The 14,808-nt window shown below is 64.8% G+C and carries 14 protein-coding genes; 7 read left to right on the top strand and 7 right to left on the bottom strand.

The annotated features are described in order from the left end of the window. On the top strand, positions 1-789 hold the full coding sequence (locus QX126_RS11670) for a TonB family protein (RefSeq protein WP_315776870.1): 789 nt from the start codon (positions 1-3) through the stop codon (positions 787-789). 21 nt (positions 790-810) lie between these two features. Here the strand turns inward: QX126_RS11670 and QX126_RS11665 are convergent, their stop codons facing one another. From QX126_RS11665 to QX126_RS11635, 7 genes are all read right to left on the bottom strand, one after another. After that, the gene (locus QX126_RS11665; protein ID WP_315739726.1) at positions 811-1,215 is read right to left on the bottom strand and encodes a hypothetical protein; all 405 of its coding nucleotides are present in this window, start codon (positions 1,213-1,215) and stop codon (positions 811-813) included. 61 nt (positions 1,216-1,276) lie between these two features. Next, entirely contained in the window at positions 1,277-1,957 is a 681-nt protein-coding gene (locus tag QX126_RS11660; RefSeq protein WP_315781049.1) for a site-2 protease family protein, read from the bottom strand. A 55-nt stretch (positions 1,958-2,012) separates the two neighbouring features. Further along, positions 2,013-2,402: a GFA family protein gene (locus QX126_RS11655; protein ID WP_315739700.1), complete on the bottom strand. Its 390-nt coding sequence runs from the start codon at positions 2,400-2,402 to the stop codon at positions 2,013-2,015. Positions 2,403-2,610: 208 nt separating this feature from the next. Then, on the bottom strand, positions 2,611-3,357 hold the full coding sequence (locus QX126_RS11650; RefSeq protein WP_315776868.1) for an SDR family NAD(P)-dependent oxidoreductase: 747 nt from the start codon (positions 3,355-3,357) through the stop codon (positions 2,611-2,613). 77 nt (positions 3,358-3,434) lie between these two features. Further along, the gene (locus tag QX126_RS11645; protein WP_315739702.1) at positions 3,435-4,169 is read right to left on the bottom strand and encodes an SDR family oxidoreductase; all 735 of its coding nucleotides are present in this window, start codon (positions 4,167-4,169) and stop codon (positions 3,435-3,437) included. Positions 4,170-4,307: 138 nt separating this feature from the next. Continuing rightward, positions 4,308-6,131, bottom strand: a complete 1,824-nt coding sequence (locus QX126_RS11640; RefSeq protein ID WP_315757942.1) for an IlvD/Edd family dehydratase — start codon at positions 6,129-6,131, stop codon at positions 4,308-4,310. Positions 6,132-6,269: 138 nt separating this feature from the next. Further along, the gene (locus QX126_RS11635) at positions 6,270-7,349 is read right to left on the bottom strand and encodes a LacI family DNA-binding transcriptional regulator (RefSeq protein WP_315739704.1); all 1,080 of its coding nucleotides are present in this window, start codon (positions 7,347-7,349) and stop codon (positions 6,270-6,272) included. Positions 7,350-7,638: 289 nt separating this feature from the next. Between QX126_RS11635 and QX126_RS11630 the strand changes: the two genes are divergently transcribed. The 6 genes from QX126_RS11630 (at position 7,639) to QX126_RS11605 (ending at position 14,661) form a co-directional block, all read left to right on the top strand. Then, positions 7,639-8,700 carry a sn-glycerol-3-phosphate ABC transporter ATP-binding protein UgpC gene (locus QX126_RS11630; protein WP_315776865.1) on the top strand — a complete coding sequence of 354 codons (1,062 nt, stop codon included), beginning with the start codon at positions 7,639-7,641 and terminating at the stop codon, positions 8,698-8,700. 67 nt (positions 8,701-8,767) lie between these two features. After that, positions 8,768-10,090, top strand: a complete 1,323-nt coding sequence (locus tag QX126_RS11625; protein WP_315739706.1) for an ABC transporter substrate-binding protein — start codon at positions 8,768-8,770, stop codon at positions 10,088-10,090. A gap of 268 nt (positions 10,091-10,358) precedes the next feature. Further along, positions 10,359-11,312: a sugar ABC transporter permease gene (locus QX126_RS11620; RefSeq protein WP_315739707.1), complete on the top strand. Its 954-nt coding sequence runs from the start codon at positions 10,359-10,361 to the stop codon at positions 11,310-11,312. Next, positions 11,309-12,217, top strand: a complete 909-nt coding sequence (locus QX126_RS11615) for a carbohydrate ABC transporter permease (protein WP_315739708.1) — start codon at positions 11,309-11,311, stop codon at positions 12,215-12,217. Before QX126_RS11620 ends, QX126_RS11615 begins: the two co-directional genes overlap by 4 nt. 219 nt (positions 12,218-12,436) lie before the next feature. Continuing rightward, a complete protein-coding gene (gene denD, locus QX126_RS11610; protein WP_315739709.1) occupies positions 12,437-13,420 on the top strand; it encodes a D-erythronate dehydrogenase in 984 nt (327 codons plus the stop codon). 71 nt (positions 13,421-13,491) lie between these two features. Then, positions 13,492-14,661, top strand: a complete 1,170-nt coding sequence (locus tag QX126_RS11605; protein ID WP_315739710.1) for an acetyl-CoA acetyltransferase — start codon at positions 13,492-13,494, stop codon at positions 14,659-14,661. The last annotated feature ends 147 nt before the right edge of the window (positions 14,662-14,808 follow it).

The following is a 14,808-nucleotide window of genomic DNA, read 5'->3' as shown; positions in this document are numbered from 1 at the left end:
ATGAGCGACCTCGACATCGAGCACTCCCCCTCGCGCCGTCTGTGGTTTCTGGCCATCATGGGCGCGCTGATGCTGCATGTCGGCGGCGCCGCACTGGCGCTGACGCATCTGAAGGACGACGAGGACGCCGGCGGCCTCGGCGCGGCAGGCGCTGAGGTCATCGACATCGACATGGGCTCGCCGAAGGTCGAGAACGACGAGGTTCCGGTCGGACAGGACTCGGTGGCGCAGACCGCCGCTCCGCAGATGCAGGAGCAGAAGGCCGAGGTCGAGCAGACTGATCTCCAGAAGGATGTCCCGACCACGACCGAGGAGGCCGACCGCGAGGTCACGACCTCCGACGTGAAGAAGCCGACCGAGGAGCAGAGGGTCGCGACGGTCCAGACACAGGCATCAGAGGCGCAGGAAGCCTCCGAGGACACGGCGCGCAAGGCCCTGGACGAGAAGGTTCCTGAAGCCGAGAAGACCAAAGCGCCGAATGCCGGCATCGGCAAGGACGTGCAAAGGCTGACGGCCAATTGGGGCCGCAAGATCAGCGCCTATTTCGAACTGCACAAGAAGTATCCATCCGGAAAGAAGGTTGCGGCCCAGCTCAAGCTGGCGCTCGTGCTCAACCGGCTCGGCCGTGTCGTCTCGGTGGACGTCAGGGAAACGTCCGGCGATCCGGAGTTCGATCAGGCCGCCGTCAGCATGGTCCGCCGTTCGGATCCCGTGCCAAAGCCTCCCGCGGGCCTCACCGACGACGAATTCTCCTTCATCCTGCCGGTCAAGTTCAACCCGCCGAAATGAGGGCATGGGCTTTGGCCGACCTCACTGCCAATACAGCCTGACCCCGACATAGACCGCGCAGAGCGCGGCGAAGATCAGCGCGACCGGCAGCTTGCGCGGAGCGGTCGTTCCGCTCTGCGCGGCCTTCGGCTTCGGCGGCAGCTTGCGGAAGGCGGTGACGTTGTCGGTCACCGGCTCGGCGGCGACCGGCTTGACTTCGGGCGGGGCGCCGCCACCGCCCATCTCGGCATAATAGGCCTTGTACATCTCGCGGATGGTGGCCTCGGTGGCCTCGTCCTCCGACATGTCGCCGAGGCGGGTCTTGTAGCTTGCCAGGAAGTCCTGCGCCGCCGGCGGCAGGCCGGAGGCGCCGTTCAGTTTGGCGATCATCTTCCAGGTCGCGAAATCGGCACGGGCGCGGGTGTCGGCGCGGCGTGCGATCATCATGTCGGCGGCTTTGACCAAGAGTGCCTCGGGGCTCGTTCGTTACCATCCCTGACGGGTAGATTTAGACGTTACCCGTCAATAACAGAAGCAGCTGCTTCAGAGAATCGGTCGTGGCGCGGAGCAGCCCCGACACAAGATCAAGATTGAGACCGAACTGGGAACCCGCCAGCGGCAGAAGGATCAAAAATCCGATCAGAATCAGCATGCCATAGGGCTCGAGCCGGGCAAAAGGCCGCGCCAGCACCGACGGCAGCAGGCCGACCGCGACCCGGCCGCCGTCCAGCGGCGGTATCGGGAGCATGTTGAACACGGCGAGCAGGATGTTGAACGAGAAAATATTCCAAAGATTGCTGGCCACCCACCGGGCAGCCTCCGGCGGAACCAGGGGCAGGGCGTGGAACGCCAGTCCGGCCGCAAGCGCCAGCGCGATGTTGGTCGCCGGGCCCGCGAGCGCCACCATCACCATGCCGGCCCGCAGCGGCTGCAGATTGCGAAAATCGACCGGCACCGGCTTGGCGTAGCCGAACAGGAACGGCGAGCCGGACAGCAGCAGCATGCCCGGCAGCAGGATGGTGCCGAACGGATCGATGTGCTTGAGCGGGTTGAAGCTGACGCGACCGAGTCGCAACGCAGTGTCGTCGCCGAAGCGCCAGGCGACGAAGGCGTGAGCGGCCTCATGAAAGGTGATGGCAATGATGATCGGCAGGATCCAGACGGAGATGCCGTAGAGGGAGATGTTCAAGGATCGGGGTTCCGGACGCGTTACGGCCCTACATAGGCACGATGGTTCCCCGATGCTACGCGGGATTCTCCGGAAATTGCGGCAGGCCGTCGTTGAGTTGCACCCAATCCATCTTTTCCGAGACCCAGATGTGCTCGGTCGGGGCAAAGGCGTTGCGGTCGTCGAAGCAGGCCAGGGCCACGCCGACCACCGCGCGCGTGTTGCGCCATGAGAACAGCCTGACGCCGCAGCGCGGGCAGAACATGCGGTCGAGCGCGTCGGAGGAGGGGAAGCGCGCGGTTTCGCCGGTGATCGTCAGCGCGTCGTGCGCGAACAGCGCGCGGGCGAAGAACGGCGCGCCCGTCGCCCGCTGGCAGTTGCGGCAGTGGCAGACGCGCACGTTGATCGGCTCGCCGGTGCATTGGAAGCGCACCGCGCCGCAGAAGCAGCCGCCGTGGTGGGTCATCAGGCAAGCTCCATGGGTCAGAAATCCGTGTCGTCAGCGAGACGTGTAGGGTGGGCAAAGGCGCGAGGCAGTCATGCCCTGTGTTCTCGCAAAATCTCCCGCGCGCTGTGCCCACCGTCCTGATGGGCGAAAGCCGATGGTGGGCACGTTGCCGTCTGCGACGGCGCCTTTGCCCACCCTACACATGGGACGTACCAAACTAACCAAACTAATAAGTCGCGCGGCCGCCGGAAATGTCGAATACGGCGCCGGTCGAGAACGAGCATTCTTCCGAGGCGAGCCACGACACCAGCGCGGCCAGTTCCTCGACCAGCACGAAGCGGCCCTTCGGGATCTTCGACAGCATGAAATTGATGTGCGCTTCCGTCATCTGGTCGAAGATGGCGGTCTTCGCCGCGGCGGGCGTCACCGCATTGACCGTGATGTTGTGCTGCGCCAGCTCTTTGCCGAGCGACTTGGTCAGCGCGATCAGGCCGGCTTTGGACGCCGAGTAGTGCGCAGCGTTCGGGTTGCCCTCCTTGCCGGCGATCGAGGCGATGTTGACGATGCGGCCATAGCCCTGCTTCAGCATCACCGGCACGATCGCCTTGGCGCAGATGAAGGGACCGTCGAGATTGATGCGCAGCACCTTGCGCCACTCCTCGAGATCGGTCTCCCACACCGTCTTGTTGATGCCGGCGATGCCGGCATTGTTGACCAGGATGTCGATGCCGCCGAACGCGGCCAGCGTCGCGTCACGCGCGCCTTCGACCGCTTTGGTGTCGGTGACGTCGACCTGCAGCGCCAGCACCTCCGGACCGATCGCCTGCGCGGTCTTCTCCGCCAGCGCGATGTCGTGATCCCAGATCGCGACCTTCGCGCCCGACGCCTTGAAGCGCTCGGTGATGGCGCGGCCGAAGCCCTGCGCGCCGCCGGTGACCACGGCGCAGCGGTTGGTAAGGTCGATGTGGTTCATGATGTTTCCCCGGTCGATCTTTGTTGTCGTCATTCCGGGTTCAGCCCTGCGGGCTGCCCCGGAATGACGGAGCAGAACTACAGCGTCCAGCCGCCGTCGATGGTATGCGCGACGCCGGTCGTGAACGCGCTCTCGTCGCTGGCGAGATAGACCGCGAGATGGGCGATCTCCTCCGCCGTGCCGAGCCGGCCCATCGGCTGGCGCGAGATGAACATCTCCAGCCCGTTCGGGCCGGCCGAGGCCGCGCGTCCCAGCATCGAGGGCGTTTCGATCGTGCCCGGGCAGATGCAGTTGCAGCGGATGCGCTTGCCCACGAAATCGGCGGCGACCGAGCGCGTCAGCGCCGCCACGGCCGCCTTGGTCGCACCGTAGACGTAGCGGTTCGGCGCCGCCTTGAACACGCCCGCGGCGGAGGCGATGTTGACGATGGCGCCGCCGCCCTGATCGAGCATCTTCGGCAGGAAGGCGCGGATGGTGCGATGCATCGACTTGACGTTCAGATCGAACGAGAAATCCCAGTCGTCGTCGGAGCAGTCGAGGATGGTGCCGTTATGCACGAAGCCGGCGGCGTTGAGCAGGATCTCGACCTTGCCGACCCGCTCGGCCATCGCGTTCACGGCCGCGGTGTTGCGCACGTCGAGCGTCGCGACCTCGGCAATGCCTTCGCTCTTCAGCATGTTCAGGCCGTTCTCATCGATGTCGGTGGCGAATACGGTGGCGCCTTGACGCGCGAAGGCAATGGCACAGGCGCGGCCGATGCCGGCAGCGGCGGCAGTGACGAAGGCGCGCTTGCCCTTGAGACGGTCGGACATGGGGTCTCCCTGGAGATGCGATTTGATGTCTTCCGTCATCGCGAGCGCAGCGAAGCGATCCAGGGGCCGAACGAGGACTCCGGATTGCTTCGTCGCTTCGCTCCTCGCAATGACAGTGGTTGGCTTTGTGCGTTGTGACTAGTGATTATGCCGCGCCACACCCACGGTACCGGCGATGTTGTGATAGCGCGTGGCGAGCTCCATGCAGGCGCCGGTGGACTGCTGGCCCACCGTGTTGCGATAGAGCTCCTGCCACGGCGTCTGGTTGGCGGGGTGCGGGAAGCCGCCCTTGGCCTTCAGCTCGGCGCGCCGCTTCGCGAGCTCCTCGTCCGAGACCAGGATGTTGGCCGAGCCCTTGTTGAGGTCGATGCGCACGCGGTCGCCGGTCTTGAGGATAGCGAGCCCGCCATCGGCGGCGGCCTCCGGCGACGCATTGAGAATCGACGGTGAGCCCGAGGTGCCCGACTGCCGGCCGTCGCCGATGCAGGGCAGGGACAGGATGCCGCGTTTGATCAGCGCCGCCGGCGGCTGCATGTTGACCACCTCGGCGCCGCCGGGATAGCCGATCGGCCCGGCGCCGCGGATGAACAGCACGCAGTGCTCGTCGATCGCAAGCGACGCATCGTCGATGCGGTCGTGATAGTCCTCCGGACCCTCGAACACGATGGCGCGGCCCTCGAACGCGTTGGGGTCCTTCGGGTTGACGAGATAGCGGTCGCGGAATTCCTTGGAGATCACGCTGGTCTTCATGATCGCGGAATCGAACAGGTTGCCGCGCAGCACCAGGAAGCCGGCGTCCTTCACCAGCGGCTTGTCGTAGGACCAGATCACGTCGCCGTCGGGCTTCGGCGCCTCGCGGCAATTCTCACCCATGCTGCGGCCGTTGACGGTGATGACGTCCTCGTGGATGCGCCTGTGGCGCATCAACTCGCCGATCACGGCCGGCACGCCGCCGGCGCGATGGAATTCCTCGCCGAGATAGAAGCCGGCCGGCTGCATGTTGACCAGCAGCGGCACGTCATGGCCGAACTTCTGCCAGTCGTCGATGTCGAGCTCGACGCCGACATGGCGCGCCAGCGCGTTGATGTGGATCGGCGCGTTGGTCGAGCCGCCGATCGCGGAGTTGGCGACGATGCAGTTCTCGAACGCCTTGCGGGTGAGGATGTCAGAGGGCTTGAGGTCCTCCCACACCATGTCGACGATGCGTGTTCCCGTCTCGTAGGCGATCTGGCCGCGCTCGCGATAGGGCGCTGGGATCGCGGCGCAGCCGGGCAGGGACATGCCGAGCGCCTCGGCCAGCGCATTCATCGTCGATGCCGTGCCCATGGTGTTGCAATGGCCAACCGACGGCGCCGAGGAGGCGACGATCTCCATGAACTCCTCATAGCCGATCTCGCCGGCGGCGAGCCGCTCGCGCGACTTCCACACCACGGTGCCGGAGCCGGTGCGCTGACCCTCGTGCCAGCCGTTCAGCATCGGGCCGCCCGAGAGCACGATGGCGGGGATGTTCACGGTCGCCGCGGCCATCAGGCAGGCCGGCGTCGTCTTGTCGCAGCCGGTCGTCAGCACCACGCCGTCGAGCGGATAGCCGAACAGGATTTCGACCAGGCCGAGATAAGCGAGGTTGCGGTCGAGCGCGGCCGTCGGGCGCTTGCCGGTCTCCTGGATCGGATGGGTCGGAAATTCCATCGCGATGCCGCCGGCGGCGCGGATGCCCTCGCGGACGCGATGCGCCAGCTCGATGTGATGGCGGTTGCAGGGCGAGAGATCGTTGCCGGTCTGGGCAATGCCGATGATCGGCTTGCCCGACTGCAGCTCGGCGCGGGTCAGGCCGTAATTCAGATAGCGCTCGAGATAGAGCGCGGTCATGCCCGGATTGTGCGGATCGTTGAACCACGCCTGCGAGCGCAGCTTGCGGCTCTTGTCAGCGCCGTTGCCGGCATGCCCGTTCGACTTCGTCATGTGTCTTCTCCCGCAGTGCAAACGTGGCGAGGCCGGTCCGTCGTCTGCGCGCCATCGGCCCGCTGTCGAAGATCGCCTACGTCTTTCGTTCAAGTCGTTGTTGGTTCGAGTGGTTCTAGTTCATGGCCTTTGGTTGCGCTACCATTTTGTTCCGGAAGCGCGCCCCGACGCGGGCTGGGGACTTGCGGCGGCGCGCTGCAAGGTCGAGCTCTGCCGTTCGATCACCTCGAAGCCGAGATCGACGACGCGCTCCGCCACGGGACGCCCTTCGACGGCGTCCATGATCATCGTTGCCGCGCGCCGGCCCATCTCGTAGCGATTGGTGCGCACGCTGGTGAGCGTCGGAACCGCCGCGGCCATGAATTCCATGTCGTTGAAGCCGACGATCGCGACCTGCTCGGGCACCGCGATGTGCCGGCGCTGGCATTCGAACAGCACGCCGAGGGCGAGATCGTCATTGGCGCAGAACACCGCGTCGAGATCCGGCGCCTTCATCAGCAGATCGGAGAACAGGCTGCCACCCATTGTGGTCGAGGTCGGAACAGGCGCCGTGACGATGAGACGCGGGTCGAACAAGCCGGCCTCCTTCATCGCGTTCTGATAGCCCTGCAGCCTGCGCTGCACCCTTGGGTCCATGCGGGCGCCGATGAAGCCGATGCGGCGGCAGCCCTGCGCGAGAAGGTGTGAAATGGCTGCAAAACAGGCATCGACATGCGAAAATCCGATCATCATGTCGATCGGGTCGGCGCCGAGCTCCATGATCTGCACGACGGGACAGTCCGCTGCCTGGATGATCGACCGGCTCTCCGCCGTCTGGTCGAGACCGGTCACGATCAAGCCGGCCGGCTTCTGCATCAGGAACAACCGCAACAGGCGTTCCTCTTGCAGCACGCTGTAGCGGGTGTTGGCGAGCTGGATGCTGTAGCGGCTACCCTCGAACGCGTCATAGATGCCGCGCAGCACGTCGGAGAACACGTTGTTGGTGAGGGACGGTATCAGCACGCCGATCACTTCGGTGCGCTGCGAAGCGAGCGCGCGGGCGGCGAGGTTCGGCACATAGCCGAGCTCCTTGGCGGCGCTCTCGATCCGCGTGCGGCGGCCGGCCGAGACCGTGGCGGGATTACGGAAGAAGCGTGACACCGTGATCGGGCTGACGCCCGCCAGTGCCGCAACTTCGGTCAGCCGGACTTTGCCCGGCTCGATGCGTTTCCGTCCCATGCCTCGCTCATAGCATAGGCGGTCTGGTACACAAGCGATATTGACAGCGCTATCACGCGGTTGCTAAGCGAGGCATTGCGGAAGCGAACTGAACTGCGGACAATGTCAGCCGAGCTGGTCCTTGTTTCAGATCCAGTCGGAGCGACCAGAGCCAACAACAAGGCCACCAAAAACAAGACTGCACGACCAAGACTACAAAACGACAAGCGGCCTGATCAAACGGCCGAGAACAACGGTCAGAATGCCGCCGGCAAGCAGCCAATGCTGTCGGTCTTTGAGGAGGAAATTGATGTCGTCGGTGCAAATTCGCGACGTGCGCAAATCATTCGGCGGATTCGAGGTGCTGCACGGCGTGACGATTCCGATCGAGGATGGCGAGTTCGTCGTGCTGGTCGGGCCGTCCGGCTGCGGCAAGTCGACGCTGCTGCGCATGCTCGCAGGGCTCGAGAACATCACCGCCGGAACCATCTCGATCGGAGAGCGCGTCGTCAACAACGTGCAGCCGAAAGAGCGCGACATCGCGATGGTGTTCCAGAACTACGCGCTCTATCCGCATATGACGGTCGCCGACAACATGGGCTTCTCGCTGAAGCTGCGCGGCGCACGGCCCGAGGACATCAAGAAGGGCGTCGCGCGCGCCGCCGAGATCCTGGCGCTGACGCCGCTGCTCGACCGCTATCCGCGCCAGCTCTCCGGTGGCCAGCGCCAGCGCGTCGCGATGGGCCGCGCCATCGTGCGCGATCCGCAGGTGTTCCTGTTCGACGAGCCGTTGTCGAACCTCGACGCCAAGCTGCGCGTCGCGATGCGCACCGAGATCAAGGAGCTGCATCAGCGGCTCAAGACCACCACCGTCTACGTCACCCACGACCAGATCGAGGCCATGACGATGGCCGACAAGATCGTCGTGATGCATGATGGTATCGTCGAGCAGATGGGCTCGCCACTCGATCTCTACGACAAGCCGGACAACCAGTTTGTGGCCGGCTTCATCGGCTCGCCGGCGATGAACTTCCTCAACGGCCACCTCAAGTCCAACGGCTCGGTCTATGTCGAGACCGAGAACGGCGCCAGGCTGCCGATCCTCACCGCGCCGTCTGCCTCCGACGGCCGCCCCGTCGTCTACGGCGTCAGGCCCGAGCATCTCGAACTCGCCGATGACGGCATCGAGGCCGAAGTGGTCGTGGTCGAGCCGACCGGCTCGGAGACGCAGATCGTCGCCCGCATCGGCACCCAGGACATCATCGCGGTGTTCCGCGATCGCCACGAGGTCAATCCTGGGGCGAAGATCCATTTGCGTCCGCGCGCGTCGGCGGCGCATCTGTTCGACAAGGACAGCGGCCGGAGAATTTGACCAGCCGCACGGCGCGGAACTGACAACAAGCAAAACAAGCAAAATACTCAACGGGAGAAAACTTCAGATGGCTCATTTCCCCACCGATCGACGGTCTCTGCTCAAGGGCGGCGCGACCTTGCTGGCGGCTGCCGCGACCATGTCGGCCGAGGACCTGCTCGGCTACGCCAAGGCCTGGGCGCAGACCTCGCCCTTCAAGCCGGAGCCCGGCGCCAAGATCAACATGATGCGCTGGAAGCGCTTCGTCGAGGCCGAGGACGTGGCCTTCATGAAGATCGTCGACGCCTTCCAGAAGGCCAACAACGTCACCATCAACGTCTCCAACGAATCCTATGACGACGTCCAGCCCAAGGCCTCGGTCGCGGCCAATACGGGGCAGGGGCTCGACATGGTGTGGGGCCTCTACACGCTGCCCTTCCTGTTCTCCAACAAGTGCGTCGACATGACCGACGTCGCCGATTACCTCGGCAAGAAGTGCGGCGGCTGGACCGACTCGGGCAAGGCCTATGGCATGCTCGACGGCAAGTGGATCGGCATCCCGGTGGCCGCCACCGGCGGCCTCGTCAACTACCGCATCTCGGCGGCCGAGAAGGCCGGCTTCAAGCAGTTCCCGAAGGATCTCGCCGGCCTGTCCGAGTTCTTCAAGGCGATGAACAAGAACGGCACGCCGGGCGGCATGGCGCTCGGCCACGCCTCGGGCGACGCCAATGGCTGGGTGCACTGGGCGCTGTGGGCGCACGGCGGTAATTTGATCGACAAGGACAACAAGGTCGTCATCAACTCGCCGGAGACCGCCAAGGCGCTCGAATACGTCAAGGGCCTGTACGACAATTTCGTGCCGGGCACCGCGTCGTGGAACGACTCGTCCAACAACAAGGCGTTCCTCGCCGGCCAGCTCTACGCGACCGTCAACGGCATCTCGATCTATGTCACCGCCAAGAAGGAGGCGCCGCAGATCGCCGAGGACATGAACCACGCGCATCTGCCGCCCGGCCTCGACGGCAAGACCCGCGAGATGCATTTGGGCTTCCCGATCCTGGTGTTCAACTTCTCCAAGTACCCGCAGACCTGCAAGGCGTTCACCGCCTTCCTGCTGGAGCCGGAGCAGTTCAATCCGTGGATCGAGGCGGCGCAGGGCTATCTGTCGCATTTCCTCAAAGGCTACGACGCCAACCCGATCTGGACGGTCGATCCGAAGAACACGCCGTATCGTGAGGTCGCGGCGACCGCGACCACGCCGGCCGGTCTCGGCAAGCTCGGCGAGGCGGCTGCGGCCGCGATCGCCGACTTCGTCCTGGTCGACATGTTCGCGAACTACTGCACGGGCCGCGAGGACGTGAAGACGGCGATGGCGAGCGCCGAGCGCTCCGCCAAGCGCATCTTCCGCTGAGGAAGATCGCCGACCTTGTAGGGTGGGCAAAGGCGCGCCGAGATCGAATCGAGAGATCGCGATCTATCGCGCGCCGTGCCCACCATACGGGTTGCTGACTGTCGTCATTGCGAGGAGCCGAAGGCGACGAAGCAATCCAGTTTCTTTGCTCGGCCCTGGATTGCTTCGCTTCGCTCGCAATGACGGAACGACTTTTCTATCCGTCCCGAACGCCGGTGGGCACGCTACGCTTTGCCCACCCTACGGTTCGAAGGGAGTTGCTCGACCCATGAGTACCATTCAGACCTCGTTGCCGCGAGGCGCCGCCGTCGGCGAGCCCTCGGCATGGGTGCGCATCAAGACCAACCGCAATGTCATTGCGCTGTGGTTCATGCTGCCCGCGGCGGCCTTCCTGATCCTGTTCCTGGCCTATCCGCTGGGGCTCGGCGTCTGGATGAGCTTCACCGACGAGAAGATCGGCCGCACCGGCGTCTTCGTCGGGGTCGAGAACTATGAATGGCTGTGGGACGACTCGATCTTCTGGCTGTCGGTGTTCAACACGCTGCTCTACACGATCGTGGCAAGCGCCATCAAATTCGCGATCGGCCTGTATCTCGCGCTGCTGCTGAACCGGCACATGCCGTTCAAGGCCATGATCCGCGCCATCGTGTTGATCCCCTTCATCGTGCCGACCGTGCTGTCGGCGATCGCGTTCTGGTGGATCTACGATTCGCAGTTCTCGATCATCTCCTGGTCGCTGATCAAGCTCGGGGTCATCACTCAGAACATCAACTTTCTCGGTGACACCAACTGGGCGCGTGCCTCCGTCATCATCGCCAACATCTGGCGCGGCGTGCCGTTCGTCGCCATCACCTTGCTGGCCGGCCTGCAGACCGTGTCACCCTCGCTCTATGAGGCCGCCACGCTCGACGGCGCCACCAGTTGGCAGCGCTTCCGCTTCATCACCTATCCGCTGCTGACGCCGATCATCGCAGTCGTCATGACCTTCTCGGTGCTGTTCACCTTTACCGACTTCCAGCTGATCTGGGCACTCACCCGTGGCGGCCCCGTCAACGCCACCCACCTGATGGCGACGCTAAGCTATCAGCGCGGCATCATCTCCGGACGGCTCGGCGAGGGCGCCGCGATCGCGACCGCCATGATCCCGTTCCTGATGGCGGCGATCGCGATCTCCTGGTTCGGCATGCAACGGCGCAAATGGCAGCAAGGATCCGACCAATGACCGACACCACGCTGCACGCCAAGGCGCCCACCACGGCCGGCTCCGACGAATCCGAGGGCATGAGCTACCTCGAATCGCTGCCGCGCCGGCTGATCACGCTGTATCTGCCGCTGTTCATCATCCTCGTGGTGCTGCTGTTCCCGTTCTACTGGATGGGGCTGACGTCGATCAAACCCGACGAGCAACTGATCGACATGGAGAAGTACAATCCGTTCTGGGTGGTGCATCCGACCTTCAAGCACATCTCCAAGCTGCTGTTCGAGACGCAGTATCCGCGCTGGCTCTGGAACACGATGTACGTCGCGGTCGGCGCGACCACGCTGTCGATCTTCGCCTCCGTGCTCGCGGCCTACGCGATCGTTCGGTTGCGCTTCAAGGGCGCCGACACCGTCGGCGTGCTGATCTTCTTCGCCTATCTGGTGCCGCCGTCGATCCTGTTCATCCCGCTGGCCTCGGTGATCCAGGCCTACGGCTTGTTCGACTCGCCGCTGTCCTTGATCCTGGTCTATCCGACGCTTCTCATCCCGTTCTCGACCTGGCTCTTGATGGGCTACTTCAAGACGATCCCGTTCGAGCTCGAGGAGTGCGCCCTGATCGACGGCGCCAGCCGCTGGCAGATCCTGGTCAAGATCGTGGTGCCGCTCGCGGTGCCCGGCCTGATCTCGGCCTTCATCTTCTCGTTCACGCTGTGCTGGAACGAGTTCATCTATGCCCTGACCTTCCTGCAGTCGACGCCGAACAAGACGGTGCCGGTCGCGATCGTCAACGAGTTCGTCGACGGCGACATCTACAAATGGGGATCGCTGATGGCCGGCGCCCTGGTCGGCTCGCTGCCGCTCGTGATCCTTTACGCCTTCTTCGTCGAGCATTATGTGTCGGCGATGACCGGCGCGGTGAAGGAGTAGGCGAGATTCGCGTGTTCCGTCATTGCGAGCGCAGCGAAGCAATCCAGAGCTATGGAGAAGACTCTGGATTGCTTCGTCGCTTCGCTCCTCGCAATGACGACCAGTTTTCGTAGGGTGGGCAAAGCGAAGCGTGCCCACCGTCGTCCGGCATCACCCGGTGCTGCGGTGGGTGCGGCGCTATGCGCCTTTGCCCACCCTACATTTTGAAGGAGCACTCCCTTGCATATTCTCGTTCTCGGCGCCGCCGGCATGGTCGGACGCAAGCTGGTCGAGCGGCTCGTTCGCGACGGCCGCCTCGGCGAGGCCGCCATCACCCGCATGACCCTGCAGGACATCGTGGCGCCGGCGAAGCCCGATACGTCCATCGCGGTCGAGACCATCGCCGGCGATTTCGCCGTCGCAGGTTTTGCCGAGAAGCTGGTCGCCGCGCGTCCGGACGTGATCTTCCATCTCGCTGCGATCGTCTCCGGCGAGGCCGAGCTCGATTTCGACAAGGGCTACCGCATCAATCTCGACGGCACGCGGATGCTGTTCGACGCGGTCAGGCTGATCGGCGACGGCTACAAGCCGCGGCTGGTCTTCACCTCGTCGATCGCGGTGTTCGGCGCGCCGTTCCCCGACGCGATCGGCGACGAGTTCGTCAATGCGCCGCTGCTCAGCTACGGCACCCAGAAGGCGATCGGCGAGCTGCTGCTGGCCGATTATTCCCGCCGCGGCTTCTTCGACGGCGTCGGCATCCGCCTGCCGACCATCTGCATCCGCCCCGGCGCGCCCAACAAGGCCGCCTCCGGCTTCTTCTCCAACATCCTGCGCGAGCCCTTGGCCGGCAAGGAGGCCGTGCTGCCGGTTTCCGAGGACGTCCGGCACTGGCACGCGACGCCGCGCTCCGCTGTCGGCTTCCTCCTGCATGCCGCGACCATGGACACCGCGCGGATCGGCCCGCGCCGCAACCTCACCATGCCCGGCCTGTCGGCGACGGTGGGCGAGCAGATTGCCGCGCTCCGGCGCGTCGCTGGCGATAACGTCGCGGCTCGCATCAAGCGGGTTCCCGATCCCTTCATCATCGGCATCGTCAACGGCTGGCCGCGGAATTTCGAGGCCAAGCGGGCCCGCGAACTCGGCTTCACCACGGAAGAAAAGACCTTCGACGACATCATCCGGATTCACATCGAGGACGAACTCGGTGGTAAGTTCGTGGCCTGAGAACGCCAGGCCCTGGACCTGAATGGCGCGAAGCGCCATTTTGGGAGAGGGAGACATTCGGGAGAGAGATCATGACCGCCAGCATTGTCGGATGGGCGCATACGCCGTTCGGAAAGTTCGACGCCGAGACCGTCGAGAGCCTCGTCGTCAAGGTCGCCAACGAGGCGATCGCAGATGCCGGCATCTCGGCCGGTGACGTCGACGAGATCGTGCTCGGCCATTTCAACGCCGGCTTCTCGCCCCAGGACTTCACGGCGTCGCTGGTGCTGCAGGCCGACCCGGCGCTGCGCTTCAAGCCGGCGACGCGGGTCGAGAACGCCTGCGCCACGGGCTCGGCTGCCGTGCACCAGGGCATCCGTGCCATCGCTGCCGGCGCCGCGAAAATCGTGCTGGTCGTGGGCGTCGAGCAGATGACGCGCACACCGGGCCCGGAGATCGGCAAGAACCTGCTCAAGGCCTCGTACCTGCCGGAGGATGGCGACACCGTCGGCGGCTTCGCCGGCGTGTTCGGCAAGATCGCGCAGGGCTACTTCCAGAAATACGGCGATCAGTCGGACGCGCTGGCGCTGATCGCGGCCAAGAACCACAAGAACGGCGTCGCCAATCCCTTTGCGCAGATGCGCAAGGATTTCGGCTTCGAGTTCTGCCGCTCCGAGAGCGAGAAGAACCCCTATGTTGCCGGCCCCCTGAAGCGCACCGACTGCTCGCTGGTGTCCGACGGCGCCGCCGCGCTGGTGCTGGCCGACAGCGAGACCGCGAAGTCGTTCGCCAAGGCGGTCAATGTCCGCGCCACCGCGCACGCGCAGGACTTCCTGCCGATGAGCAAGCGCGACATCCTTGCCTTCGAAGGCTGCACGGTGGCCTGGCAGCGCGCGCTGGAGAAGGCGGGCGTCACGCTGTCCGATCTCTCCTTCGTCGAGACCCATGACTGCTTCACCGTCGCCGAGCTGATCGAGTACGAAGCGATGGGCCTGACCCCGAAAGGGCAGGGCGCCCGCGCCATCAAGGAAGGCTGGACGCTCAAGGACGGCAAGCTGCCGGTCAATCCGTCCGGCGGCCTCAAGGCCAAGGGCCACCCGATCGGCGCCACCGGCGTCTCCATGCACGTGATGACCGCGATGCAGCTCACCGGCACGGCGCCCGAGGGCATGCAGCTCCCCAACGCCAAGCTCGGCGGCATCTTCAACATGGGCGGTGCGGCGGTGGCCAACTACGTGTCGATCCTGGAGCCGGCGAAGTAGGCGAGGTCCATCCTCCGTCATTGCGAGCGAAGCGACGCAATCCAGGGCCGAGCATGCTGCCCTGGATTGCGTCGTCGCTCCGCTCCTCGCAATGACGGTGATACAGGAGAGCTTCCGCGATGCGGAAGCTCTTTGTCATTCGCTGGT

Origin of the sequence: Bradyrhizobium sp. SZCCHNPS1003, from assembly GCF_032381555.1 — a bacterium.
Classification (GTDB): Bacteria; Pseudomonadota; Alphaproteobacteria; order Rhizobiales; family Xanthobacteraceae; genus Bradyrhizobium.
This window is presented reverse-complemented; position numbering and strand designations above follow the sequence as displayed.